The organism is Sulfuricella denitrificans skB26, from assembly GCF_000297055.2.
GTDB classification, from domain to species: Bacteria; Pseudomonadota; Gammaproteobacteria; order Burkholderiales; family Sulfuricellaceae; genus Sulfuricella; species Sulfuricella denitrificans.
Genome location: NC_022357.1, coordinates 2,492,596 through 2,514,703, shown reverse-complemented (window position 1 = coordinate 2,514,703; position 22,108 = coordinate 2,492,596). Strand labels below are relative to the sequence as shown.

22 protein-coding genes and 1 tRNA gene are annotated in these 22,108 nt (G+C 57.4%); 18 read left to right on the top strand and 5 right to left on the bottom strand.

Annotated features, from left to right (window positions below; genetic code table 11):
- The first annotated feature begins 5 nt into the window (after positions 1–5).
- From rplS to xerD, 3 genes are all read left to right on the top strand, one after another.
- Positions 6–389, top strand: a complete 384-nt coding sequence (gene rplS, locus SCD_RS12150; protein WP_009205460.1) for a 50S ribosomal protein L19 — start codon at positions 6–8, stop codon at positions 387–389.
- 231 nt (positions 390–620) lie between these two features.
- Positions 621–1,091, top strand: a complete 471-nt coding sequence (locus SCD_RS12145) for a methylated-DNA--[protein]-cysteine S-methyltransferase (protein WP_023506992.1) — start codon at positions 621–623, stop codon at positions 1,089–1,091.
- Entirely contained in the window at positions 1,069–1,965 is an 897-nt protein-coding gene (gene xerD, locus SCD_RS12140; protein ID WP_009205458.1) for a site-specific tyrosine recombinase XerD, read from the top strand. Before SCD_RS12145 ends, xerD begins: the two co-directional genes overlap by 23 nt.
- An 8-nt stretch (positions 1,966–1,973) precedes the next feature.
- Here xerD and SCD_RS12135 read toward each other — a convergent pair whose 3' ends face one another.
- Entirely contained in the window at positions 1,974–2,645 is a 672-nt protein-coding gene (locus SCD_RS12135; protein ID WP_232504462.1) for a sulfite exporter TauE/SafE family protein, read from the bottom strand.
- A gap of 53 nt (positions 2,646–2,698) precedes the next feature.
- The gene (locus tag SCD_RS12130; protein WP_009205455.1) at positions 2,699–3,061 is read right to left on the bottom strand and encodes a dihydroneopterin aldolase; all 363 of its coding nucleotides are present in this window, start codon (positions 3,059–3,061) and stop codon (positions 2,699–2,701) included.
- Positions 3,062–3,122: 61 nt separating this feature from the next.
- Here SCD_RS12130 and plsY point away from each other — a divergent pair, with 61 nt between their 5' ends.
- Entirely contained in the window at positions 3,123–3,746 is a 624-nt protein-coding gene (plsY, locus tag SCD_RS12125) for a glycerol-3-phosphate 1-O-acyltransferase PlsY (RefSeq protein ID WP_009205454.1), read from the top strand.
- 31 nt (positions 3,747–3,777) lie between these two features.
- The gene (locus tag SCD_RS12120) at positions 3,778–4,572 is read left to right on the top strand and encodes a hypothetical protein (protein ID WP_009205453.1); all 795 of its coding nucleotides are present in this window, start codon (positions 3,778–3,780) and stop codon (positions 4,570–4,572) included.
- On the opposite strand, the gene tsaD is transcribed toward SCD_RS12120, so the two are convergent.
- Entirely contained in the window at positions 4,565–5,584 is a 1,020-nt protein-coding gene (gene tsaD, locus SCD_RS12115; protein WP_009205452.1) for a tRNA (adenosine(37)-N6)-threonylcarbamoyltransferase complex transferase subunit TsaD, read from the bottom strand. The two genes, SCD_RS12120 and tsaD, sit on opposite strands and share 8 nt — an antisense overlap.
- Before the next feature lie 120 nt (positions 5,585–5,704).
- Here tsaD and rpsU point away from each other — a divergent pair, with 120 nt between their 5' ends.
- The 8 genes from rpsU to SCD_RS16645 all read left to right on the top strand — a co-directional run bounded on the left by rpsU (position 5,705) and on the right by SCD_RS16645 (position 12,509).
- Positions 5,705–5,917, top strand: coding sequence for a 30S ribosomal protein S21 (gene rpsU, locus SCD_RS12110; protein ID WP_009205451.1), 213 nt, complete (start codon positions 5,705–5,707; stop codon positions 5,915–5,917).
- Positions 5,918–5,921: 4 nt separating this feature from the next.
- Positions 5,922–6,368, top strand: coding sequence for a GatB/YqeY domain-containing protein (locus tag SCD_RS12105; RefSeq protein ID WP_009205450.1), 447 nt, complete (start codon positions 5,922–5,924; stop codon positions 6,366–6,368).
- Positions 6,369–6,469: 101 nt separating this feature from the next.
- Entirely contained in the window at positions 6,470–8,233 is a 1,764-nt protein-coding gene (gene dnaG, locus SCD_RS12100) for a DNA primase (protein ID WP_009205449.1), read from the top strand.
- Between the two features lie 52 nt (positions 8,234–8,285).
- Complete coding sequence (gene rpoD / locus SCD_RS12095) at positions 8,286–10,181, top strand: RNA polymerase sigma factor RpoD (RefSeq protein ID WP_009205448.1); 1,896 nt, start codon at positions 8,286–8,288, stop codon at positions 10,179–10,181.
- A 28-nt stretch (positions 10,182–10,209) separates the two neighbouring features.
- Positions 10,210–10,286: transfer RNA gene (locus SCD_RS12090), tRNA-Ile, on the top strand.
- Between the two features lie 328 nt (positions 10,287–10,614).
- The gene (mscL, locus tag SCD_RS12085) at positions 10,615–11,121 is read left to right on the top strand and encodes a large-conductance mechanosensitive channel protein MscL (RefSeq protein WP_332370304.1); all 507 of its coding nucleotides are present in this window, start codon (positions 10,615–10,617) and stop codon (positions 11,119–11,121) included.
- 114 nt (positions 11,122–11,235) lie between these two features.
- Positions 11,236–12,048, top strand: a complete 813-nt coding sequence (locus SCD_RS12080; RefSeq protein ID WP_009205446.1) for a DUF4197 domain-containing protein — start codon at positions 11,236–11,238, stop codon at positions 12,046–12,048.
- A gap of 293 nt (positions 12,049–12,341) precedes the next feature.
- Positions 12,342–12,509 carry a hypothetical protein gene (locus tag SCD_RS16645; protein WP_173391742.1) on the top strand — a complete coding sequence of 56 codons (168 nt, stop codon included), beginning with the start codon at positions 12,342–12,344 and terminating at the stop codon, positions 12,507–12,509.
- Between the two features lie 29 nt (positions 12,510–12,538).
- Here the strand turns inward: SCD_RS16645 and SCD_RS15855 are convergent, their stop codons facing one another.
- Entirely contained in the window at positions 12,539–15,439 is a 2,901-nt protein-coding gene (locus tag SCD_RS15855; RefSeq protein ID WP_009205445.1) for an EAL domain-containing protein, read from the bottom strand.
- Positions 15,440–15,760: 321 nt separating this feature from the next.
- Between SCD_RS15855 and SCD_RS12070 the strand changes: the two genes are divergently transcribed.
- Complete coding sequence (locus SCD_RS12070; protein WP_051338803.1) at positions 15,761–17,719, top strand: 4-alpha-glucanotransferase; 1,959 nt, start codon at positions 15,761–15,763, stop codon at positions 17,717–17,719.
- Between the two features lie 33 nt (positions 17,720–17,752).
- Here SCD_RS12070 and SCD_RS12065 read toward each other — a convergent pair whose 3' ends face one another.
- Complete coding sequence (locus SCD_RS12065; protein WP_009205443.1) at positions 17,753–18,250, bottom strand: discoidin domain-containing protein; 498 nt, start codon at positions 18,248–18,250, stop codon at positions 17,753–17,755.
- A 319-nt stretch (positions 18,251–18,569) separates the two neighbouring features.
- On the opposite strand from SCD_RS12065, the gene SCD_RS16745 reads away from it, so the two are divergent.
- Genes SCD_RS16745 through SCD_RS12045 form a run of 4 tightly spaced genes read left to right on the top strand, consistent with a single transcriptional unit; the run spans position 18,570 to position 22,040 of the window.
- Positions 18,570–19,181, top strand: coding sequence for a paraquat-inducible protein A (locus tag SCD_RS16745; RefSeq protein ID WP_009205442.1), 612 nt, complete (start codon positions 18,570–18,572; stop codon positions 19,179–19,181).
- On the top strand, positions 19,178–19,804 hold the full coding sequence (locus SCD_RS16740; protein ID WP_009205441.1) for a paraquat-inducible protein A: 627 nt from the start codon (positions 19,178–19,180) through the stop codon (positions 19,802–19,804). The genes SCD_RS16745 and SCD_RS16740 overlap by 4 nt, the downstream gene beginning before the upstream one ends.
- A 26-nt stretch (positions 19,805–19,830) precedes the next feature.
- Complete coding sequence (locus tag SCD_RS12050) at positions 19,831–21,447, top strand: PqiB family protein (RefSeq protein ID WP_009205440.1); 1,617 nt, start codon at positions 19,831–19,833, stop codon at positions 21,445–21,447.
- Positions 21,444–22,040: a PqiC family protein gene (locus SCD_RS12045; protein ID WP_009205439.1), complete on the top strand. Its 597-nt coding sequence runs from the start codon at positions 21,444–21,446 to the stop codon at positions 22,038–22,040. Before SCD_RS12050 ends, SCD_RS12045 begins: the two co-directional genes overlap by 4 nt.
- The last annotated feature ends 68 nt before the right edge of the window (positions 22,041–22,108 follow it).

The following is a 22,108-nucleotide window of genomic DNA, read 5'->3' as shown; positions in this document are numbered from 1 at the left end:
TTTAAATGGATATCATCAAGCAGCTTGAACAGGAAGAAATCGCCCGCCTGGGCAAAACCATCCCCGATTTCGCACCAGGCGACACGGTGATCGTCGGCGTGAATGTCGTGGAAGGTACCCGCAAGCGGGTTCAGGTTTTTGAAGGTGTGGTGATTGCCAAGCGTAACAGAGGACTCAACTCCGCCTTTATTGTCCGTAAAATTTCCAATGGCGAAGGCGTAGAGCGTACTTTCCAGACCCACTCCCCGCTGATTGCCAGCATCGAAGTGAAGCGCCGCGGCGACGTGCGCCGCGCCAAGCTGTACTACCTGCGTGATCGCTCCGGCAAATCTGCACGTATCAAGGAAAAGCTGGTCGCCCGCACTCAGACGGCAAAGCCGGCTCTGTAAGCCTGTAGGCTGTAGTCCAAAGGCCACGAAGGCATTGCCTTCGTGGCCTTTGTTATTTTGATCGGCTAGAATGTGGTCATGCGCTGTCTGGTCATGATGTCCCTCTCCCACGAGGGGCTTCCCTCATCGCTCCTTCTCCCAGAGGGAGAAGGAGCGATGGTAAAGGGTGCTTGCTCCGATTTGGGAGCAATTGTAAAGGGTGCTTGTTTTGAATTGCGCGGTTGCGAGGTAATGACTTACCAGGCGAGATTTCCTGCACCGTTTGCGGTGCTCGGCATCATGACCGATGGCACAGCGCTGACCGGTCTTGATTTTCTGCCGCCTGGAACACCGGTTCTGGCGCCACAGGATGTTATTTCCAGGCAGGTTTGCTCGCAGTTGCAGGCCTATCTTGCCGATCCTCTCTTTTGCTTTGACCTGCCACTCGCATTGCATGGCACCGTGTTTCAGTCCAGGGTGTGGCAGGCGTTGCGACAGATTCCCAGCGGCTCGACACAAAGCTATGGCGAGTTGGCCAATCGGCTTCACACCGCGCCACGCGCGGTGGGGCAAGCCTGCGGTGCCAATCCTATTCCCGTGATCATCCCCTGCCACCGCGTGCTGGCGCGAGACGGTCTGGGCGGATTCATGAACAGTACCAGCGGCGATCCGCTGGCAATTAAACGTTGGCTGCTACAGCATGAACGCAGACAGCCTGCTTGACGAATTCTGTGATGCGCTGTGGCTGGAGGAAGGTCTGGCGCGCAACACACTGGAGAGCTACCGGCGCGATTTGCAGCAGTTCTCCGTTTGGCTCCAGGGAACATGCAGCAAGAGCTTGCAGGAGGCGGGTCACGCCGAGTTGGAGGGATTCTTGTCGCATCAGTACAACGTGGTGAAAACCCGGGCCAGTACAGCGAGTCGCGAGCTTTCCAGCTTTCGGCGGTTTTACCGCTACCTGTTGCGCCAGGGCCGGATAAACGTCGACCCTACGCTCAATATCGCCTCGCCGAAACAGGTCCGGGCGCTGCCAAAAAGCCTGACCGAAGCAGATGTGGAAGCTTTGTTGAATGCGCCTGATATTGGCGACGCGCTGGGACTGCGCGACAAGGCGATGTTGGAAACACTTTATGCCACCGGCCTGCGGGTTTCCGAACTGGTGACGATGAAGGTGGCGGAAGCAAGCCTGGATATGGGCGTGGTGCGCGTGATGGGTAAAGGCGGCAAGGAAAGACTGGTCCCTCTGGGCGAAGAGGCTGTTGGCTGGCTAAAGCGCTATCTGACCGGAGCACGTCCGCATCTGCTGAATGGCAAAACCAGCGACGCTCTGTTTGTCACTGCACGGCGCGGGGCAATGACGCGTCAGGCCTTCTGGTATTTGATCAAGCGCCGCGCCATCCAGGGTGGGGTAGGGAAACCATTATCTCCACATACCTTGCGCCATGCCTTCGCTACCCATCTGCTTAATCATGGTGCTGATTTGCGCGTGGTGCAGATGCTGCTCGGGCACGCCGATATCTCTACCACTCAAATCTACACTCATGTGGCGCGGGAGCGCCTGAAGCAATTGCATGCCAGCCATCACCCGCGGGGTTGATGGGGATGTCAGGCCAAGGCTTTCCAGATCAGTGAGGCGCTGCTGCCGATGAGCAGTACGCCGATGAGCTTGAGTATTTGCGGGCTGGAGATGCCGAGGTGGGCGCGGTGGCCGAGATACAGGCCGAGCGCCATGACCGGCAGGGCGGCGAGGATGGCCGTGAGCATCCCGCTCTGCAGCAGCAGGCCAGTAGCGAGGAAGGCAATGACGCGCAGTCCGCCCTCCAGGGTGAACAGGCCGGAGAAGGTGGCGCGCAGTTCGGCTTTGTCTTTCAGGCGGTGGGACAGATAGATGATGTAGGGCGGACCGCCCGTGCCGAACAGTGCGCCAACGGTGCCGCCGGTGAGCCCGGTCGGTATGGCCCACCAGCGTGAGATGGTGGCTTCGCCGTGGATGTTGAGCAGGTTGCGCACGCCGAAGATCAGCACAAAAATTCCCAGGCCGATCAGCAGCGGTTCGCGCGGCATGTGGATGAGCAGCGTTACGCCCAGGATCACGCCTGTCGCGCCGAAGGGCAACAAAGGTTTTAGTTCGTTCCAGTTGATGTGCTTGCGGGTTTTTCCGCCGAGTGCAATGGAAGCCGAAAAATCCAGCACCAGCACCAATGGCACGACAAATTGGAGAGGCAGGAAGTGCGCCAGGAGGGGTACCGCAATCAGTCCGGAGCCGAAACCCGTGATGCCCCGGATGAAGTAGGCGAGAAGGAGGATTAGCAGGGCAGCCGCTAATGCTTCTAGGCTGATGGCCGCTCCCCGCGTTCAATCATGATGCCCAGTCGCTTGACGCCACGCAGCATGCCCAGTTTGGCGACTGATACTTTTACCCAGGGCGCGCCGAATTCGGTGCGGATCAGGGTGGCAATATGCTCTGCCAGGGCTTCCACCAGGGAAAAATGTTGTTCGGCTGCGGTTTGGCGAATGCGCGCCATTACCGCGCCGTAGTCGATGGTGTCCACGATGTTGTCGGATTCGCCTCCACGGCTGTGCGGCAGTCCGATCTCGATGTCGATGCGGATGGTCTGGGGGACTTTGCGCTCCCACTCATAGATGCCGATGACGATGTCGAGCTTGATTTCTTCCAGGAAAACGATATCCATCGGGTGTTCGGGCGGGCAAATTGCCGTAAAATCTAAAAGTGGCCATTTTAAGTGATTTGATATGATTACGGTAATTTTCATCCTCGCGGCTTATCTGATTGGCTCGGTCTCCTTTGCTGTACTCACCAGCAAGATGTTCGGCCTGCCCGATCCGCGCACCTTCGGCTCGAAAAACCCGGGCGCGACCAATGTCTTGCGCACCGGTAAAAAACTGGCCGCCGCGGTGACTTTGCTGGGCGATGGCGCCAAGGGCTGGCTGGCTGTTTTTCTGGCGTTGCGCCTGGCGCCCGTCTACGGCCTGGACGAGACTGTCGTCGCTGCCTCTGCAATAGCGGTGTTTCTAGGTCATGTCTACCCGATTTTTTTCGCCTTCCACGGCGGCAAGGGTGTAGCTACGGTGCTGGGCATCCTGCTTGCACTTAATCTCTGGCTGGGTCTCGCTGCCTTGGCAACTTGGCTGCTGGCGACCTACATGTGGCGAATTTCTTCCTTGTCCGCCTTGATCGCGGCGGTGTTCACCCCATTTTACGGCTGGTTGTGGCTGAAATCCGGTGTGCTGGTTGCGGCGGTTGCGGCGGTGTCGCTGCTCCTGATCTGGCGGCACAAGAGCAATATTCAGAACCTGCTTTCCGGCAAGGAGCAGGCGATCGGCAAGACTCAGCCCGGCGATGCACCGCCGCAGTAGGCTCTATACTTAAGACACTGGAGGTGTGGCTGTGGCCTGGTTCGAAAAGGAAATGGATTACGCACGGGAAAGCCTGGAACAGGTTTCCCTTACGGCTATCGAGCAGGCTGCGGAGAAGCTGAATGTCGTTGTCCAGGATGGGGTGAAAGAGGCTAGCGGCGAACTGCGTGAGGCAGTGTTGAGTGCGAGCCGGGAAGTCGATCACAAGCTGGACAAGATTTCCGCCGAATTGCATAGCCAGCGCCAGTTCACCAAGGACGACGTGATCGAACTGGTGGACTACGCAGCAGAGAAGCTCGGCGCCACTGTTGACGCCCGTGTGGGCGTGATGAAGGCGGAAATCACCGCCTTGGTACAGGACCGTGTCGAATATCTGAAGCGCGAGGTGGACAGCTTTTTCATCCAGCGCCAGCAGGATCTGGCACGCGAACGTCGGCGTCTGATCATCAATATCCTGATCGCGGTGGTCGCTTCTGTGGTCATGGGAGGGCTTTCGCTGATGTATCACCGCGCCCTGCTCGGCGGTATGGACATGTACAGCCTGTTTCGCGTGGTCTTCCTGTCGCTTAGCGGCGGCTATGCCGTCTATCTGCTGGTCAAACTGGTGCTTAAATACCGCAGTATGTCGGAGCACAAGAAGGATATGGTGTTCCTCGCCATGAAATACTGGGGGGTGTTACGGCCTGAAAGCGTGTTCGGCCACGTGCTGTTGATCCTGATCCTGATCGCGTTCTATGCGCTGCTGTTTTTCCCGCTGGAGGTGACGCGGATGATCGGCAATGAATCCTTGATCCGCTGGGTAAGCGGATTGCGTGGTGTCAAATAGCGGTTGATTCCAGTTGTGCCAGATCCCAGCGCGGACGCACGTTGAATTTCCAGCCCTTGGCGGGCGTAAGCTTAATCCGCATCGCGCCGGCGAAGGCAATCATGGCGCCGTTGTCGGTGCAGAATTCGAGCTTCGGATAATACACTTCAAAGCCCCGGCGGGCGGAAAGCGCAGAGAGCTTTTCGCGCAACTGCCGGTTGGCTCCCACTCCGCCGGCTACCACCAACCGGTCCAGGCCGCTCTGGCCCAGTGCAGCCAGTGATTTGACTGTGAGTACTTCAACGATGGCGTCCTGAAATGCGCGGGCGATGTCGTTCACGGTCTGGTCGTCCAGCGTCTGCTGTCTGGCCAGGGTCAGCACTGCAGTCTTCAGGCCGCTGAAGCTGAAATTGAGGTCGCCGCTATTGATCATGGGCCGCGGCAGCTTGAATCGCCCCGGCACACCCTGCTCGGCCCGCATGGATAGCGCCGGTCCACCCGGATAGCCTAGTCCGAGCAATTTGGCGGTTTTGTCGAAGGCTTCGCCGGCGGCGTCGTCCAGGGTTTCTCCCAGGGTTTCGTAGGCGCCAATGCCGGAAACTTTCATCAACTGGCTGTGGCCGCCAGAAACCAGCAGGGCGACGAACGGGAAGGCGGGCGGATTGGGTTCGAGCAATGGCGCGAGCAGGTGGCCTTCAAGATGGTGAATGCCGATGACAGGCACCTTGAGTGCGAATCCAAGCGCGGCGGCAATGCTGGCGCCTACCAGTAGCGCCCCGGCTAGCCCTGGCCCTTCGGTATAGGCGATGGCCCCGATGTCGTCCAGGGTGCAGCCGGCTTGCTGCAGGGTTTGCCGGGTCAGTGGCAGCACGCGCCGGATGTGATCACGTGAAGCGAGTTCCGGTACTACCCCGCCATATTCAGCGTGCATCGCCACCTGCGAGTGCAATGCATGGGCGAGCAAGCCCCGCTCCGTATGGTACAGAGCAACGCCGGTTTCATCGCAGGAGGTTTCGATTCCGAGGACTAGCATAAGGCCGCCATCATAGCGGTTTTGCAGGGAACGGTAAATTTGGCTATGAAAAAGATTATTTAGCCGATATAATTATCGACTTGCTTCAAAACTCATTACTAAATTTAAGGTGATTTACTCATGCCGAGTGTACGTGTCAAGGAAAACGAGCCGTTCGATGTAGCTCTGCGCCGCTTCAAGCGCGCTGTGGAAAAAACCGGTCTGCTGACTGAACTTCGCGCTCGCGAATTTTACGAGAAGCCCACTGCTGAGCGCAAGCGCAAGATGGCTGCTGCTGTCAAGCGCCACTTCAAGCGCCTGCGCAGCCAGATGCTCCCCCCCAAGCTCTATTGATTCAATGAGTCTCAGGCTTCAAATCGCCGAGGATATGAAATCGGCGATGCGTGCCAAGGATGTGTCACGCCTTGCGGCGATCCGGCTGCTTATGGCCGCGATCAAGCAGCGCGAGGTGGACGAGCGCATCGAGCTCTCCGATGATCAGGTGATCGCGGCGATCGAGAAAATGCTCAAGCAGCGGCGCGACTCCATTTCCCAGTTCGAATCCGCTGGACGACAGGATCTGGCTGACATCGAGAAGTTCGAGGTGTCGGTGCTGCAGGGTTATATGCCGCAGCCCCTGACGGACTCCGAGGCCGAGGCGCTGGTTGTTGCCGCGATTGCTTCCTCCGGGGCGGCTGGCGTGAAGGACATGGGCAAGGTTATGGCGATCGTCAAGCCGCAAATGGCCGGACGTGCCGATATGGGCAAGGTGTCTGCCCTGATCAAAGCCAAACTGGGCGGCTAAGCGTTTCAACTCCACAGTTTCATCCGTCCGTCCGCCGTATCCGATTCCCGTATTCCGTAGTGGGCGGAGCTGTTTTGGTGTAATGCTTTAGCAGGGGGCTCATGATTCCGCAGTCCTTCGTCCAGGATCTTCTCAATCGCCTGGATATCGTTGACGTGGTGGACCGCTACGTCCCGCTCAAGAAGGCGGGCGCGAACTATGTCGCCTGCTGCCCGTTCCACAGCGAAAAATCCCCATCATTTTCGGTTAGTCCTACCAAGCAGTTTTACCATTGCTTCGGTTGCGGCGCGCACGGCAGCGCCATTGGGTTTGTCATGGAGCACCAGGGTCTGGGCTTCGTCGAAGCGGTGGAGGAATTGGCCAGAAGTGCTGGCCTGACGGTGCCGAAAGAGGAATCCGGGCATTATGAGCGCAAGACAGAAGGTGATTTTGAGGCCCTGACCGAGGCGATGCAGCATGCGACCCATTATTACCGCGATGAGCTAAAGCGCTCAGAAGGGGCGATCGCATACCTGAAAAAACGCGGTCTTTCCGGCGAAATCGCGGCGCGCTTCGGTATCGGCTATGCGCCGGGAGGCTGGCAAAACCTCGCCACGGTTTTTTCTGACTACCAGGCGAAAGCTCTGGTGCAGGCGGGACTGGTGATCGAGGGCGAAGGCAAGCGCTACGACCGTTTTCGCGACCGGATCATGTTTCCCATCATTAACCAGAAGGGTACGGTGATCGGTTTCGGCGGGCGGGTGCTGGAAACGGGGGAGCCCAAGTACCTGAATTCTCCGGAAACGCCGCTGTTCGAGAAAGGTCGTGAGCTTTACGGCCTGTTTCAGGCACGCCAGGCGATTCGCGCCGCCGGCAAAGTGATTGTGGTGGAAGGTTACATGGACGTGGTGGCGCTGGCTCAGCACGGCGTCGAATATGCGGTGGCAACGCTGGGTACCGCGACTACGCCGGTGCATGTGCAAAAGTTGTTGCGGCAAACCGATAACGTCGTGTTCTGCTTCGACGGCGACACGGCGGGGCGCAAGGCGGCATGGCGCGCACTGGAAAACAGCCTGGCGCTGGTGGGTGACGAAAAAAGTATCAGGTTCCTGTTTCTGCCCCAGGGCGAGGATCCCGACAGCTACATCCGCAAGGAAGGGAAGGCGGCATTCGAGGCGCAGTTAGAAAGCGCGATGCCGATGTCGGAGTTTCTCTTGCGTGAACTGGCCGCCGGGGTGGACATGCAAACCATGGAAGGGCGGGCACACTTTCTAAAGCTGGCGCAACCTTTGGTGCAGCAGGTGGCTGCACCGGCGCTACGCATGATGCTGCAGCAGCGTCTATCGGAATTGGCAGGTGTTACACGGAATGAACTAGAAGGACTGATTCCGGTCAAATCGACGGTAAAACCTGCGGCTACTCGTACTCGACCCCGGCCATCCCGCAAGCCGCCCTCGCTGGCCAGAAAGTTGCTGCAACTGTTGCTTGTCCAGCCCGAGTTGGGTGTGGGTTTCGATATGAGCCTGTTGGGCGAGGGTTCGGAGGAGTTGAAGACTTTGTCAGCGCTGCTTGGTTTCGTCGCCGCTAGTCATTCTCAGCCAACGACGACGGTAGCTGTGTTGGAGCGTTTTCGTGGCACGCTTCATGAAGTTTTGTTGAGCGAGGTGTCGGGCGAGATTTTGCAGTGGGACGAGGAATTCGAAGTGGCGGAGGAGTTCGCCGGCGCGCTGGAGCAGTTGCGCGAGGGTGGGCGCAAACGCAGGTTTGATGAACTGCTGGCGCTTTCCTGTACGCAGGGGCTTTCTGTGGATGAGAAGCGGGAGTTATTGAGCTTGCTGCCGGGAGGCTCAGCTTCGACAAATAGTGACCAATCCGCCCAAAAATAGTATATAATTTAGCACTTTTTTGCAACGAAATCCTTTGCTGGAACAGAATGTTATGGCGACAGAAAACGACAAATCCGAATTACGCATGAGCGACGTCGATGCGCGACGGATGCGCCTGAAGACCCTGATTGTGCTGGGTAAGGAGCGTGGCTACCTGACCTACGCCGAGATAAACGACCATCTGCCGGATGACATGCTCGATGCCGAGCAGATCGAGGGCATTATCAGCATGATCGGCGACATGGGAATTTCCGTGTGCGACGAGGCGCCGGATGCGGAAACCCTGCTCATGTCCGATGCTGCGCCGACAGTGACCGACGAAGATGTCGTGGAAGAGGCCGAGGCGGCGCTATCCACCGTCGATTCCGATTTCGGTCGTACCACCGATCCGGTGCGCATGTACATGCGCGAGATGGGTTCGGTAGAACTGCTGACCCGTGAGGGCGAGATTGAAATCGCCAAGCGTATCGAAGATGGCTTGAAGCACATGGTACAGGCGATTTCCGCTTGCCCGACCACGATCACCGAGATTCTTGCGCTGGTAGACAAGGTCGAGCGTGACGAAATGCGTGTGGACGAGCTGGTAGACGGCTTGATGAACGCGGATGGAGAGCTTGAAGAAGATATCGCGGATTCTGCCGTGGAAGCGGAGGAAGCGGGCGAAGCGGCCGAGGAGTTGACGGAAGAAGAGGAAGAAGAAGCCGGTGCTGCGGTGGCCGCGGCTAATCTGGCCCAGCTCAAAGCTGATGCGCTGGAGCGCTTTGCCGTGATCCGCAAGGCATTCGACAAGATGCAGCAGTCGCTGGCGAAGAAAGGCCCCAAGGCTAAAGGCTACAAGGAATGGCAGGAACAGGTCTCTGGCGAGCTCCTGTCCATTCGTTTTTCCGCCAAGCAAGTGGAATTTCTGTGTGAAAGCCTGCGCTCCCTGGTGGAAGAAGTGCGCAGCTACGAGCGCGAGATCATGGAATTGTGCGTGACCAAATCCGGCATGCCGCGGACACATTTCATCAAAACTTTCCCTGGCAACGAAAACAACCTGGACTGGGTGTTGACGGAAATCGCCACCAAGAAGCCCTACTGCGAGAAGCTGACGCGTTTCCAGCACTCCATTGTCGACCAGCAGCAGCGCCTGCTGGATTTGCAGGAACGAGTGCGGATACCTATCAAGGACCTCAAGGAAATCAATCGCCAGATGTCCACCGGCGAAGCCAAGGCGCGACGTGCCAAGCGCGAAATGATCGAGGCCAACCTGCGCCTGGTGATCTCCATTGCCAAAAAATACACCAATCGCGGCCTGCAGTTCCTCGATCTGATTCAGGAAGGCAACATCGGACTGATGAAGGCCGTGGATAAATTTGAATACCGCCGTGGCTACAAGTTTTCGACCTATGCCACCTGGTGGATTCGTCAGGCGATCACGCGTTCCATCGCCGATCAGGCGCGCACCATCCGTATTCCGGTGCACATGATCGAAACCATCAACAAGATGAACCGCATCTCGCGTCAGATCCTGCAAGAAACCGGACAGGAACCCGATCCTTCAGAGTTGGCGGAAAAGATGGAGATGCCCGAGGAGAAGATCCGCAAAATTCTCAAGATTTCCAAGGAGCCAATCTCCATGGAAACCCCGATCGGCGACGACGAGGATTCTCACCTGGGTGACTTCATCGAAGACTCGACTACACTGGCTCCCGCTGACGCAGCGCTGTATGCCTCATTGCGCGAAGCCACCAAGGAAGTGCTGGAATCACTCACGCCGCGCGAAGCCAAAGTGCTGCGCATGCGCTTCGGCATCGAGATGAATACCGACCACACCCTGGAAGAAGTCGGCAAGCAGTTCGACGTCACTCGCGAGCGTATCCGTCAGATCGAAGCCAAGGCCTTGCGCAAGTTGCGTCATCCTTCCCGCTCCGAACGCCTGCGCAGCTTCCTGGATAACGAGGTCTGATCCAGGGCTGGCGTAGCACAGAGTTATTGGGCCTGTAGCTCAGTTGGTTAGAGCAGAGGACTCATAATCCTTTGGTCCACGGTTCAAGTCCGTGCGGGCCCACCATAAAAATGCATTAGGTCACTCTTCGGGGTGGCCTTTTTGCTTTTCTGGGGGTGCTGTGTAGGCGCTTCATATCTCAACTGTTGAGATGTTGGCCATAGTGTCTGCCTGGCTACTGATTTTGCAATCAATTGAATCGGATTTTCGTGATTGATCTGGACTGGTATGATTCTTCTGTAGTGACTACATTGACTTGAAATAATAGCCAAGTAAAATAGTCTGGTATATAAGTCGACTTAATTGATTAAGTATTGTTGACTTTAATACCCAAGAAAAAAGGTGGTAATTGAATAGATTGTACCCGTGGAGAAATCGCTTATTGGGTGCATAGTTGAACCAATCCTTCTACTATCTGCCTTTGGCAATACTGTATTCAATCATTATCCAGAAAACGGAATCAATCTTTGAGCCACTGTTAAAAACAGAAAGGAAAAATGCTATGGGTATGATGCAGGATTTTAAGGCGTTTGCAGTTAGAGGGAATGTCGTTGACATGGCCGTTGGTGTTATTGTTGGAGCGGCGTTTGGGAAAATTGTCTCATCCTTTGTTGCCGACGTAGTCATGCCACCAATAGGAGTTCTTTTAGGTGGGGTTAATTTTTCCGATCTTGCCGTCACCATAAAAGAAGCAGCGGATAAATCACCCGCGGTTATCATAGCCTATGGGAAATTCGCCCAGACGGTTATCGACTTTACCATTATTGCATTTGTGATTTTTATGGCTGTTCGGTTTATAACCTCACTTAAGAAAAAAGAAGAAGCCGCTCCTGCGGCCCCGGCGGCTCCGTCAGCAGAGGAGGTTCTGCTTACAGAAATCCGAGATTTACTTAAGAAATAATCGGTTACTAACGAACGAATCTAATAACAGTTCGTTCAATGGGTGGCGACTTACCGTCACGCGCTTGATTGAAATGTTAGACATTCAGGCCAATGGCCACCAAGGAGATAGACAATGTTGCTCCATCACTTTGTTCGTAGAGTTATTGTTGCATTCGTTGCACTGGCTATCACCTCGGCCAACGCCTTTGATCTGGGAGACTTGGTCAACAAAGACACGCTAAATAAATTGGGCGACGCTATACCACAGAACACTGCGCCCGCCGCCCCTGCGGTACAGCAATCCACTCCTGTGTCATCGGCCGGCTTGGCTAGTTTTAGCAACAAAGACCAAGTGGGCAGCCTGAAGCAAGCGCTTACGCAAGGCGCGGAAACAGCTGTTGCTAGCCTCGCCAAAGAAAACGGCTTTCTGGGTAACGATAAAGTACGCATCCCGTTGCCTGAAAGCCTGCAAAAAGCGGATAGCCTGCTGCGCAAATTCGGCATGAGCAGCTATGCGGACGACTTGACTACATCGATGAATCGCGCCGCCGAGGCTGCTGTGCCGGAAGCGAAGATCCTGCTGACAGGCGCAGTGAAGAAAATGACGGTAGAAGATGCCAAGGGAATTTTGACTGGTGGCAACGACGCGGCTACCCAGTACTTCCGCAAAAATACCGAAGCTGCATTGAGTGAAAAATTCAAGCCTATCGTGAACAAGTCGATGAAGAAAGTGAAGTTGGCAGAGAAATATGACCAATTCGCTGGCAAAGGTGCCAAACTGGGTTTGGTAGACGAGCGTGATACCAAAATGGATGACTACATCACCCGAAAAGCTATGGATGGCCTGTTTCTGATGATGGCCGAACAAGAAAAAGCAATCCGCGAGAACCCCTTGCAAGCCACTGGTGCACTGGCGCAGAAAGTGTTTTCAGCGATCAAGTTCTGAGGCGTCCGCGCCTAATCGTTGAAGCAAGGGTTTCTATGTATTCCAATTAAAAATTAACAGAATTCAGAGATCAATACCGGTCTGCTTTGATCACTCCCACCTTTCGTTAGGATGTGATTCTACTGTCGATCCTAATGACCTCGCAGTGCCAAGATTGTCGTTCGCCTGCTAGATTGAATTTTGACATTCAAATGAAACCATGAAACCATGGAGTGATGGTGGTTATTATGTGGCTAATCAAAAGCATCCAACACAGATGATCAATGGGTTTCACTGGAAAGAGTGAGCACATCATGCATAAAAATTCCACGCTACCCGTCTACAAGGTGGAGTTTATCCCCGCTGAACGTAGATTGATTGAAAGGTGTAGCGCGCTACAACGCCTCAAGGAACGCCTCCCATCCGGTGAGCGCAGGACATCGCCGGGACGCCGCGAGGCTGACAGAAAAGCCTGCGCCTGATAATTGAGTGATTGACAGCAGGCGACTCGTCATCTTCCCACAACCGGGGGCGAAGATTCGTCGATGTTGTTCACCGGCGCTGCCAGCAACTGATTGTTGGCGATTAACAAGTTCACTATATCTTCTGCAGGGACAGGACGGCTGAAAAGATAGCCCTGCATTTCATCGCACTGGTGCGCGCGCAGGAAAGAGCGCTGTTCCTCGGTTTCCACGCCCTCTGCGATGACTTTCAGTTTGAGGCCGTGCGCCAACTCGATCACTGCGTTGGTAATGGCGGCATCATTCGAGTCTGTAGTGATGTTCCGTACAAAAGACTGGTCGATCTTGAGCTTGTGAATGGGGAAACGCTTGAGATAATTGAGCGAAGAATAACCGGTGCCGAAATCGTCCATGGCAAAGGTGATGCCCTGCTGTTGCAGTTCATCCAGCACCGCGATAGCGCCTTCCGGGTCGAACATCACCATGCTTTCGGTGATTTCCATTTCGAGGAAGCGCGCCTCCAACCCGGTTTCCGCCAGCATGTCGAGGATGGTCTGCTTCAGTCCAGGCTCGCGGAACTGACGCGCGGAAAGGTTGACTGAAATGCCTATCTTCGGCAACCCGGCATCGTGCCAGGCTCGCGCTTGGCGACAAGCTTCCCGCAGCACCCATTTTCCCAGCTGCACGATCAGGCCGGTTTCCTCTGCCAGTGGAATGAATTCATCGGGGGGGATGATGCCCTGCTCCGGTTGGCGCCAGCGCACCAGCGCCTCTACGCCGATAATCGCACCATTGGTAAGGTTTATCTGGGGCTGGTAGTGGAGCAGGAATTCGTTGCGTTCCACTGCCTGTCGCAAATCCCTTTCCAGGTTGAGGCGCGCCAGCAACCGCTGATTCATTTCCGCTGCGTAAAACTGGAAGGTGTTGCGTCCCGCTTCCTTGGCGCGGTAGAGCGCGGTGTCGGCGTTGCGCAGCAGGATTACCTGATCCTCGCCATCGCGTGGGCAGATCGCCACACCGAGGCTGGCGGTGACCACGATATTGCGCCCGTCAACGCTGAATGGTGCCGTCATTTCCGCCATCAGCTTGCGAGTGGTGCTCACCACATCTTCCTCCTGCGCCATGTCGGCCAGTACGACGACGAATTCGTCGCCGCCGTAGCGCGCCACGGTGTCACCCTCGCGCACCGCGGCGACGAGTCGTTCGCTGACTGCCTTGATGATATGGTCGCCGACTTCGTGGCCGAGGCTGTCGTTGATCACCTTGAAATTATCGAGGTCGAGGAACAAGACTCCCACCAGACTGTCATGGCGCCGCACACGACTGATCACCTGATTAATCCGGTCAGCAAGGAGGTTGCGGTTCGGCAGGCCGGTGAGCTCATCATGCTGCGACTGGTATTCAAGCTGCGACTGGTACTGCATGCGCTCCTCGATGTCATAGCAGGCGCCGAGATAACCGGCAAATTCCCCGTCCAGGTCGGTAAAGGGTGTCCCATGATCGAGCAGCCAGTGGTAGCTGCCGTCGCGATGGCGCAGACGGTATTCCATGGTGAACGGTTCGCGCCGCTTGAAGGCGGAAAGATAAGTGCTCAGGCAGCGTTCGAGATCTTCCGGGTGCACGCCGTCAGCCCAGCCATCGCCCAGTTCCTGCTCCAGGGTGCGGCCGGTAAATTCCAGCCAGGCGCGGTTGAAATAATTGCACTTGTTGTCACGCCCCGCACGCCAGATCGGGTTGGGGAGTTCCTGCATCAGCTTGAGGTGGAAATCGAGCGAGGATTGCAGGCGTTGCTCCAGCATCTTGAAATGCGTTGTATCGCGCATGATGCTGGAATAGTAATTCACCGCACCGTCCTCTCCCTTGTGGGCGATAGTCACCTGCGACACGGGGATTTCTTGTCCGGTGCGCGAGCGCAGCAGGCTTTCTCCGGCCCACGACCCTTCCCGTACCGCAGCGGGGTGTGCGGTGTGGGTGATGAGATCAGCTATCTCGGGCGGGTAGTAATCGGCAATGGTATGACCGCCAAGGTCTTCATCCTCGGCAAGCCCCAGTATCTTGCGCCCGGCGCGATTAAGAAAAAGACAGTGTCCTTCCGGGGAAGCGGTACCAACGAAGTCAGAAGTGGCTTCGAGAATGGCTGCCAGCATAGCGTTTTCACGTGCGCGGTTGTCGAGTTCCTCGATCAGTTCGGCGGTCTGTGCCGCAGTGGTGTTGAATGTCAGTACCAGTTCGCCGATTTCATCGCTCGAATGGAAATCCATGCGCACGGTACGCTCGCCGGCAGCGAAACGCCGGCTGAAATCGGCCAGCTTGAGGATCGGTACGGTAATCCGCGAGCGGACGTAGAAGAAGAGCCAGAACATGAGCAAGACTTCCAGCGCCTGCACTGAGTAAATGATGAAATCTGTCCGCCGATGGGCTGTTTGTGACGCTTTTTCGAGGGTATTCACCAACTGATCGGTTTCCCTCAGCAGCAATATTGAATAGGCGGCCACCGCTCCCTGTGGTATGCGCCGCGCTTCCTGATCGATTCCCGTCAGCACCTGCTCCAGCGCGGAATGCTGGTATGGCCGGATTTTTTGAATCCGCTCCAGAGGGCCTTCCAGATCGTCCCCGGTGCCACGCATCAACAGCGGAATTTGCCCAACTTCATGCTTCACCCTGGAGTAACGCAGCTCGAATTTAGCCTCAATCTCGCGTGCCGATTTCCCGATATCCGCGTCCGGTTCCAGCACAAAGCCAGCCGAACGGAGAGCGATCTGTTGGGAGAGATAGCGTAGACGTCCGCTCTGGTTGATGATGTCGGAAACGTTCACGATGCCCTCGTGCAGTTTCTCGGAAAAATACAGGTTGCCGGCGGCAAGCGTCGCCAGCAACAGGACAACCGCGCCCAGCTTGAGGCTGACCGACAAATGGCGGGGGATGGCGACGGATTCAGGCGAAATGCTCATGATTTTCCTAAATTGCCCTGGGAGCAGACTTCAGGCCTGGATTTTGCGACCCGTACCAGAAGGGGGGTGAGTCAAAAAACTGCCAATGTGCCTTTACGTCAAGGACTCTGACCATATTTTCCTAAGATCATAAATTTTATTTAGAAAATGGTAACTCATTCTTATTTGCCTGTACAACGGCACCCGTTTTTGCTGCTGGCGCCTATATGCGAGTGCATTATTTAAGGGATAAAAAGCAGCAATACGAGCCTGATGGCGGCGATAGGCTGGCCAATATCAAACTGGAACCGCGATAATCATTTTATAATTGAAACAATGACTATGAATCACACACTCAAGGAGCTTCAGATGCTCGACTCGCCGGGAACGGCGTCCCTCCCGCCCGCCATCGACCCCGATCTCGCCGAGGCGCTAAGGCTGCTGGACAAATCGGACTTTCTGCTGGCTGTGCACGATGCGAGCTTTCCAGGCGTGGAAGGTGAGGACACCGGGCGAGGCAGCCCTTACGGCGAGGGAGGCATGGCACTGGCCCGGTTTGCCCGTGCTTTGGGTTTTACCGGCCTGCAATTGGGACCCCAGGGTCAGACCTCCCCGGTTAATCACTCGCCTTATGATGGCACCATATTCTCCCGTAGCATCTTCTCGCTGGACCTGAAGGCCCTTGCCCGCAACTCCGAGTGGGGTGGCCTGCTGGGTGAGGATGCCTGGCTGGAGATGGTGGCCGGCAACCCTCGCCCCGACGGGAACAGGGTGGCCTGCGCCTACACCTTCGACGCCTATGCAAAAGCGGTGGAGGATATCCATCAGCGCTTCGATGCGGCTCGGCAGCGGTGCGAACCCGCTGCCCTTCGGCTTGACGTAGCGCTCGCCGCCTTCTGGCAGGAGAACCATTGGCTGCGCGACGATGCCCTATACGAGGCCCTGAGCCTGGAGCACAACCGACTTCCCTGGCGGCAATGGCCACAGGAAGGGGAACGTGCTCAGGACCGCGTGCTGCCTGCTTCGACCACTGCTGACAGCGAGAAACGCAGGCGGATGCTGGAACAAAGACATGGTGGCCTGCTGGAGCGTTATGCACTGGTCCAGCTCATTTTGCTCGAACAGCACCGGACCTTCCGGGGCCAGATGCAGGCTTTGGGCCTCAAGATCTACGGTGATGTGCAGGTAGGCTTGTCCCTGCGCGACGCCTGGAGCCGGCAAGCCTTGCTGCTTGGCGGCTATGTCATGGGCGCTCCACCCAGTCGCACCAATATCAATGGCCAGCCCTGGAACTATCCGGTGCTGGACCCGGCCCACTTTCTCAGCCCGGGAGGCGAGCCCGGCCCGGCACTCGTTTTCGTCGCCGAGCGCCTGGGAAAAATGCTGGCGGAGTTCGACGGGCTGCGTCTGGATCATCCTCACGGCCTGGTCTGCCCCTGGGTCTATCGGGCCGACGACCCCGACCCTTATCACGCGCTGCAGCGCGGGGCACGGCTGTTCTCCTCCCAGGACGACCATCCTGATCTCGCCCACCATGCTATCGTGCACCCGGATCAGCTCAACCGGGAACGGCCTGCTTATGCCGACGATTGGGTGCGAGAACTAACGCCTGAGCATGAAAGCCGCTACGCTGTGTTGATGGACACCCTCATGGAGCAGGTGCACGCCCACGGCAGGCGCAAGGAGGACATCCTGTGCGAAGTGCTGTCCACCGAGACTCTGCCCCTCAGACAGGTGCGCTTGCGGCATGGCCTGGGCCGCTTCCGGGTGACCCAGAAGGCCGACCTGGACGATCCCACGGATGTCTATCGCAGCGAGAACGCCGAACATCAGGATTGGGTCATGGTGGGCAACCACGACACGCCGTCCATCTGGCGCCTGACTAAGGACTGGCAGGGGAGAGAGGAGGGATGCAAACAGGCGGCCTATCTCGCCCGCCGCCTGCGTCCGGACGCCCCTGAGTTACTGGCATCTGCCCTGGCCTCCGACTACCGCAAACTGGCCCACGCCAAGGTGGCCGACCTTTTCCTGAGCCCAGCCCGCCACGTCATGTTGTTCTTTGCCGATCTGTTCGGGCTGGAGGAAACCTACAATGTACCGGGCACGGTGAATGAGGATAACTGGACCCTGCGGGTGCCAACGGACTTTGCCCGCCGCTATGAAGATGATCGGCGGCGAGGCGAGGCGCTCAACCTGCACGCGGTGCTGGCGCTGGCCTTGCGCTCGCGACCTGAGATCGCCCGCGCCAGGCCGGAACTCATTGCCCGACTGGAGGCGCGTGCGGGCTGGCGTATCGATTGATCAGGCAAGGCCTGCGGCAGTGTGCGTCAGCGGTTACATCTGGAATGCGATGTAGTTCAGTTTTGCCACGCAGTCAAGGTTTCCCTTGTCCGGTTTAATGGTCATTTTCAGGTCTGTGATTCGAGGAAGATCCAGTTTCAGTTCCTCTCTTTGAAATGTGCTTCCGTTCGGACTGAAATTGTATTCGTGCCGAAGGATTTCCCGGAAGTGGGCGCCGGAATCGGTGGATACTTCAAAACAGACTTCCTGCGTGCGCGCTATTTCTTGTTCCTCGATTTCATAAATGATGCCAGTGATGTTCTGGGGCGCATCAAATTTGAAAATTAGACTCTGCGGTCCCGTAGATCCCGCCACCCATTGCGAGCTACCCGGCCCAGTGCTGCCGTCAACGATATTGTCCAGAGGGCGGCTTTCGGATTCAGAGGTGGCGATAACCTCCGCGTGCTGGATGATGTCGATGGTGTTCGCAGGAACAGGCATGGCTGTCCCTGTTGCGGACGGCATGATTTTTTTCCTTAATTTTTCGTGCATTTTCTTCTCCTTGTAGAGAAACGGAAAGGCCGTTCAAATTCTCAATCCAAGTATAGCCCTGACAATAGAACGAGTTATTGTTTTCTCCCCATTCTGCCGTTACTTGTTGGCACATGGAGAGTTTTGACCCAGTGTGAGCGACATTTAAGAGAGCAACTTGGGTCCCCCTTTTCTTGCTACCATGTAATCTTGATCAATATCTCTCGACCCTCGCGATCGGTGCCAAGGCGGGCAGGTCTGAAGAGACAATCGATGCGGCGCACGTATCGCGTGCGACTGCAGTTTGTTTGACGTTGCAGTGATTGACCGATTACCTATTATGTCCTCGCCCACATTTGTCGCCTGCCTGGAATGCGACTTGCTGCACCGCCAGACGCAACTGCCGTCCGGTGGCGAGGCACGCTGCACGCGCTGCGGCGCGCTTCTCTACCGGCACGCGCCGCCGGATGCAAACGAGCGGGCGCTTGCGCTAGCGCTTACGGCATGCATTCTCTTCGTGGTCGCCAATGTCTATCCGATTGTCGGGCTGGAAGTGCAGGGCACGCACACCAGCTCGACGCTCTTCGGTGCGGTGGAGTCTTTGTGGGACGACGAGGCACGGACGGTGGCGGTGCTGGTGTTTTTTACCACGATATTCGTGCCGGCAGCAGAGCTCATCGGACTGACCTGGGTGCTGGTGACGCTGCGACAGGGCGCGCGCGGCCGTGGGGCTGTGGCTATCCTCCACTTTATCGAAAGCGTGAAACCGTGGGGCATGGTGGAAGTGTTCCTGCTCGGCGTGCTGGTGTCGCTGGTCAAGCTCGCGCATATCGCGATAGTCGAGCCTGGCGTGGCCCTGTTTTCCTTCGGCGCACTGATGGCGTTTATCGCGGCTGCCGCAGCCGCGTTCGATCCAGATGCCGCCTGGAAGCAACTGGAGACAATTCGGTGAGCAAGGCACCGACCGCAGCCCGAAGTGGCCTGCTTGCATGCGAGGTGTGCCGGCTGGTGAGTCACGCGCCGCCGCCGGGCAGCGATGCATACTGCCCGCGCTGCGGCGCAATGCTGCATATGCGCAAGCCTGCGAGTCTGGCGCGCACATGGGCTTTCCTTATCGCGGCTATAATCCTTTATGTACCGGCCAATACACTGCCTATCATGGACACCAGTTCGCTCTTCGGCACGCAGAGCGATACCATCCTCTCCGGCGTCGCATTCCTGTGGACGTCGGGATCTTTTGTCCTGGCATCGCTCGTGTTTTTTGCCAGCGTGATGGTACCCTTGGTAAAGATGATCGCGCTGGCGGTCCTTGCCGGCTCGGTGCAAATGCGATCTGTCGCGCATCCGCGCACGCGCACGCGGCTTTATCGAATTATCGAATTTGCAGGCCGCTGGTCGATGCTCGATATTTACGTCGTGACGATACTGGTGGCGCTGGTTCAGGTGAGCACGTTCGCCTCGATTCACGCCGGACCTGGCGCAGCCGCGTTCGGCGCGGTGGTGGTGCTGACCATGTTCGCCGCCGCAAGTTTCGACCCACGCTTAATCTGGGACATACAGGAGAAAGAATCATAGAGCAGCCACCGAACCCGCAGGATCCCATGTCCATCCCGGAAGCCCGCGTGAAACCGCACCGTCGCTGGTCGCTGCAGCTGGTGTGGCTGATTCCGATCATCGCGGCGCTGATTGGCGGCTGGCTCGCTGTCAAGGCAGTGCTCGATCGTGGTCCGACGATCACTATCAGTTTCAGTACCGCTGAAGGGCTGGAACCGGAGAAGACGCGCGTCAAATACCACAACGTGGACATCGGTCGTGTCGTTGCTATCGCGTTCTCGGAAGACGGCAAGGGGGTCGTCGCCACAGTGGCCCTCAGCAAGCAGGCCAAGCCCTTCCTCGTCGAAGATACCCGTTTCTGGGTGGTGCGCCCGCGCATTTCGGGGACACAGATATCCGGCCTGGGTACGCTGCTCTCGGGCGCCTATATCGGCATGGACGTGGGTTCCTCGAGTGATTCAAGGAGTAAGTTCGTCGGGCTCGATGTGCCGCCGATCGTCACCGTCGACCTGCCCGGGCGTCATTTCCAGTTGCGTGCCGATGATCTAGGCTCGCTGGATATCGGCTCGCCGGTTTACTTCCGGCGCGTCCAGGTCGGCTCGGTCGTCGCCTATGAACTCGACAAAGACGGCATAGGCGTGCAGCTGCGCGTGTTCGTCAACGCGCCCTACGACCGCCATGTCAAGTCAGATACACGTTTCTGGCAGGCGAGCGGCTTTGATGTTGCGCTCGATGCAAGCGGTATTCGGCTGAACACCGAATCGGTCGCGTCGATGTTGCTCGGGGGTGTCGCTTTTCAGACGCCGACCGAATCTGCGCAGGCACCCCCGGCGCAAGGGAACGCAAGCTTCACGCTCTATTCAGACCAGGGCAAGGCGCTGCGTCTGCCCGATACCGCCGAAGAGACCTACCATCTGGTGTTCGATGAATCGGTGCGCGGGCTCTCCGTCGGTGCGCCGGTGGATTTCCGCGGCGTGGTGGTGGGCGAAGTTGTCGCCATCAACGTCGACTTCGACGCAAAGAACATGGCTGTGCGCATTCCCGTTGAAGTGCGGCTTTATCCGGACCGGCTGCGCGGCAAGATTAAGCAGGGCACTGCGCCGCACGGCGCGCTCATCGATAAGCTCGTTGCGCACGGCCTGCGCGCGCAACTGCGCAGCGGCAGCCTGCTCACCGGCCAGCTCTTTGTCGCGCTCGATTTCTTTCCCAACGAACCGAAGGCGGCAGTGTTGAAGCACGCTGGCTATGCCGAGATTCCGACTGCGGCCAGCAGTCTTCAGGAACTGCAGGCAACGCTGCTGCGGCTTGCACGCAAGCTGGACAAGCTGCCGCTGGAGGCCACGGTCGCCGATGCGCGCAAGTCGCTGAAGGCACTTGAAAGCATGCTTGCTGCAACCGAGGGCACCGTGAAACGGGTCGACAGCGATCTCACACCGCAGGCAGGGCGCACCTTGGCCGATCTGAGCCGCACGCTGTCGAGCGCGGAGAAGACGCTCGCCGGCATCGATGGTTTGCTTGCCGAAGATGCGCCCATGCAGCACGACGTGCGCGAGTCATTACGTGAAATCTCGCGAGCGGCGGAGGCGATGCGCAGTCTGGCAGATTACCTTGAGCGCAACCCCGGCGCGATCCTTCGCGGCCGTGTCGAGGAGCCAGCACAGTGAAGCTTGGAGCCGTGCTGGCCGCATCGCTGCTGCTGACGCTCGCCGCCTGTGCAACGCCGGCGAAGACACGCTACTACACGCTTTCTGGTGTATCGCCGCCGTCGGCGACAGAAGTAACCGGAGTTCCTGACTATCGGGTCGCAATCGGACCGGTAACCGTACCAGATGCGCTGGATCGGCAACAAATCGTGCTCCGTGTCGCGCCGAACCGCAATGCGATTCTGGACGACGAGCGTTGGTCTGAACCCTTGAAACGCGAGATTCCGCGTGTCCTCGCAGAGGAGGTCGGGCAACGGTTGCCAGCGGCGCGCGTCGCAGTGTATTTGCAGTACGGTGGGCAGGGCGCGGATTACCGAGTGTTGATCGACGTACTGAGTTTCGAATCGGTGCCGGGCGAATCCATCACGCTAGAAGCGGCGTGGAGCGTTCGAAACCGTGCCGGCGAACGATTGCGCGAAGCGCATTCCGTCTTCGTCGAACGGGTAAATGCCCCAGGTGTTACCCCACTCGTCAGCGCACATGCAAAAGCGCTCGACGCGCTCGGGCGAGAGATCGCCGAGGTGCTGGATTCGCTCACGCGGGCAAAACGATGAGGCTCACCTTAGTAGTTCAAACTTGTTATTACAGATTGCCCGATTCAATCGGATTGTAAGGGGCTGTG

Bases quoted from the DNA above. Each gene is read 5' to 3' on its own strand.
- xerD (WP_009205458.1), top strand. From the start codon at position 1,069: ATGAACGCAGACAGCCTGCTTGACGAATTCTGTGATGCGCTGTGGCTG.
- SCD_RS15855 (WP_009205445.1), bottom strand. From the start codon at position 15,439: ATGAGCATTTCGCCTGAATCCGTCGCCATCCCCCGCCATTTGTCGGTC.
- SCD_RS12105 (WP_009205450.1), top strand. From the start codon at position 5,922: ATGAGTCTCAGGCTTCAAATCGCCGAGGATATGAAATCGGCGATGCGT.
- plsY (WP_009205454.1), top strand. From the start codon at position 3,123: ATGATTACGGTAATTTTCATCCTCGCGGCTTATCTGATTGGCTCGGTC.
- rplS (WP_009205460.1), top strand. From the start codon at position 6: ATGGATATCATCAAGCAGCTTGAACAGGAAGAAATCGCCCGCCTGGGC.
- SCD_RS16645 (WP_173391742.1), top strand. From the start codon at position 12,342: ATGCATAAAAATTCCACGCTACCCGTCTACAAGGTGGAGTTTATCCCC.
- rpsU (WP_009205451.1), top strand. From the start codon at position 5,705: ATGCCGAGTGTACGTGTCAAGGAAAACGAGCCGTTCGATGTAGCTCTG.
- rpoD (WP_009205448.1), top strand. From the start codon at position 8,286: ATGGCGACAGAAAACGACAAATCCGAATTACGCATGAGCGACGTCGAT.
- SCD_RS12050 (WP_009205440.1), top strand. From the start codon at position 19,831: ATGTCCATCCCGGAAGCCCGCGTGAAACCGCACCGTCGCTGGTCGCTG.
- SCD_RS12145 (WP_023506992.1), top strand. From the start codon at position 621: ATGACTTACCAGGCGAGATTTCCTGCACCGTTTGCGGTGCTCGGCATC.
- dnaG (WP_009205449.1), top strand. From the start codon at position 6,470: ATGATTCCGCAGTCCTTCGTCCAGGATCTTCTCAATCGCCTGGATATC.
- SCD_RS12130 (WP_009205455.1), bottom strand. From the start codon at position 3,061: ATGGATATCGTTTTCCTGGAAGAAATCAAGCTCGACATCGTCATCGGC.
- SCD_RS16745 (WP_009205442.1), top strand. From the start codon at position 18,570: ATGTCCTCGCCCACATTTGTCGCCTGCCTGGAATGCGACTTGCTGCAC.
- SCD_RS12080 (WP_009205446.1), top strand. From the start codon at position 11,236: ATGTTGCTCCATCACTTTGTTCGTAGAGTTATTGTTGCATTCGTTGCA.
- SCD_RS12065 (WP_009205443.1), bottom strand. From the start codon at position 18,250: ATGCACGAAAAATTAAGGAAAAAAATCATGCCGTCCGCAACAGGGACA.
- SCD_RS12070 (WP_051338803.1), top strand. From the start codon at position 15,761: ATGAATCACACACTCAAGGAGCTTCAGATGCTCGACTCGCCGGGAACG.
- tsaD (WP_009205452.1), bottom strand. From the start codon at position 5,584: ATGCTAGTCCTCGGAATCGAAACCTCCTGCGATGAAACCGGCGTTGCT.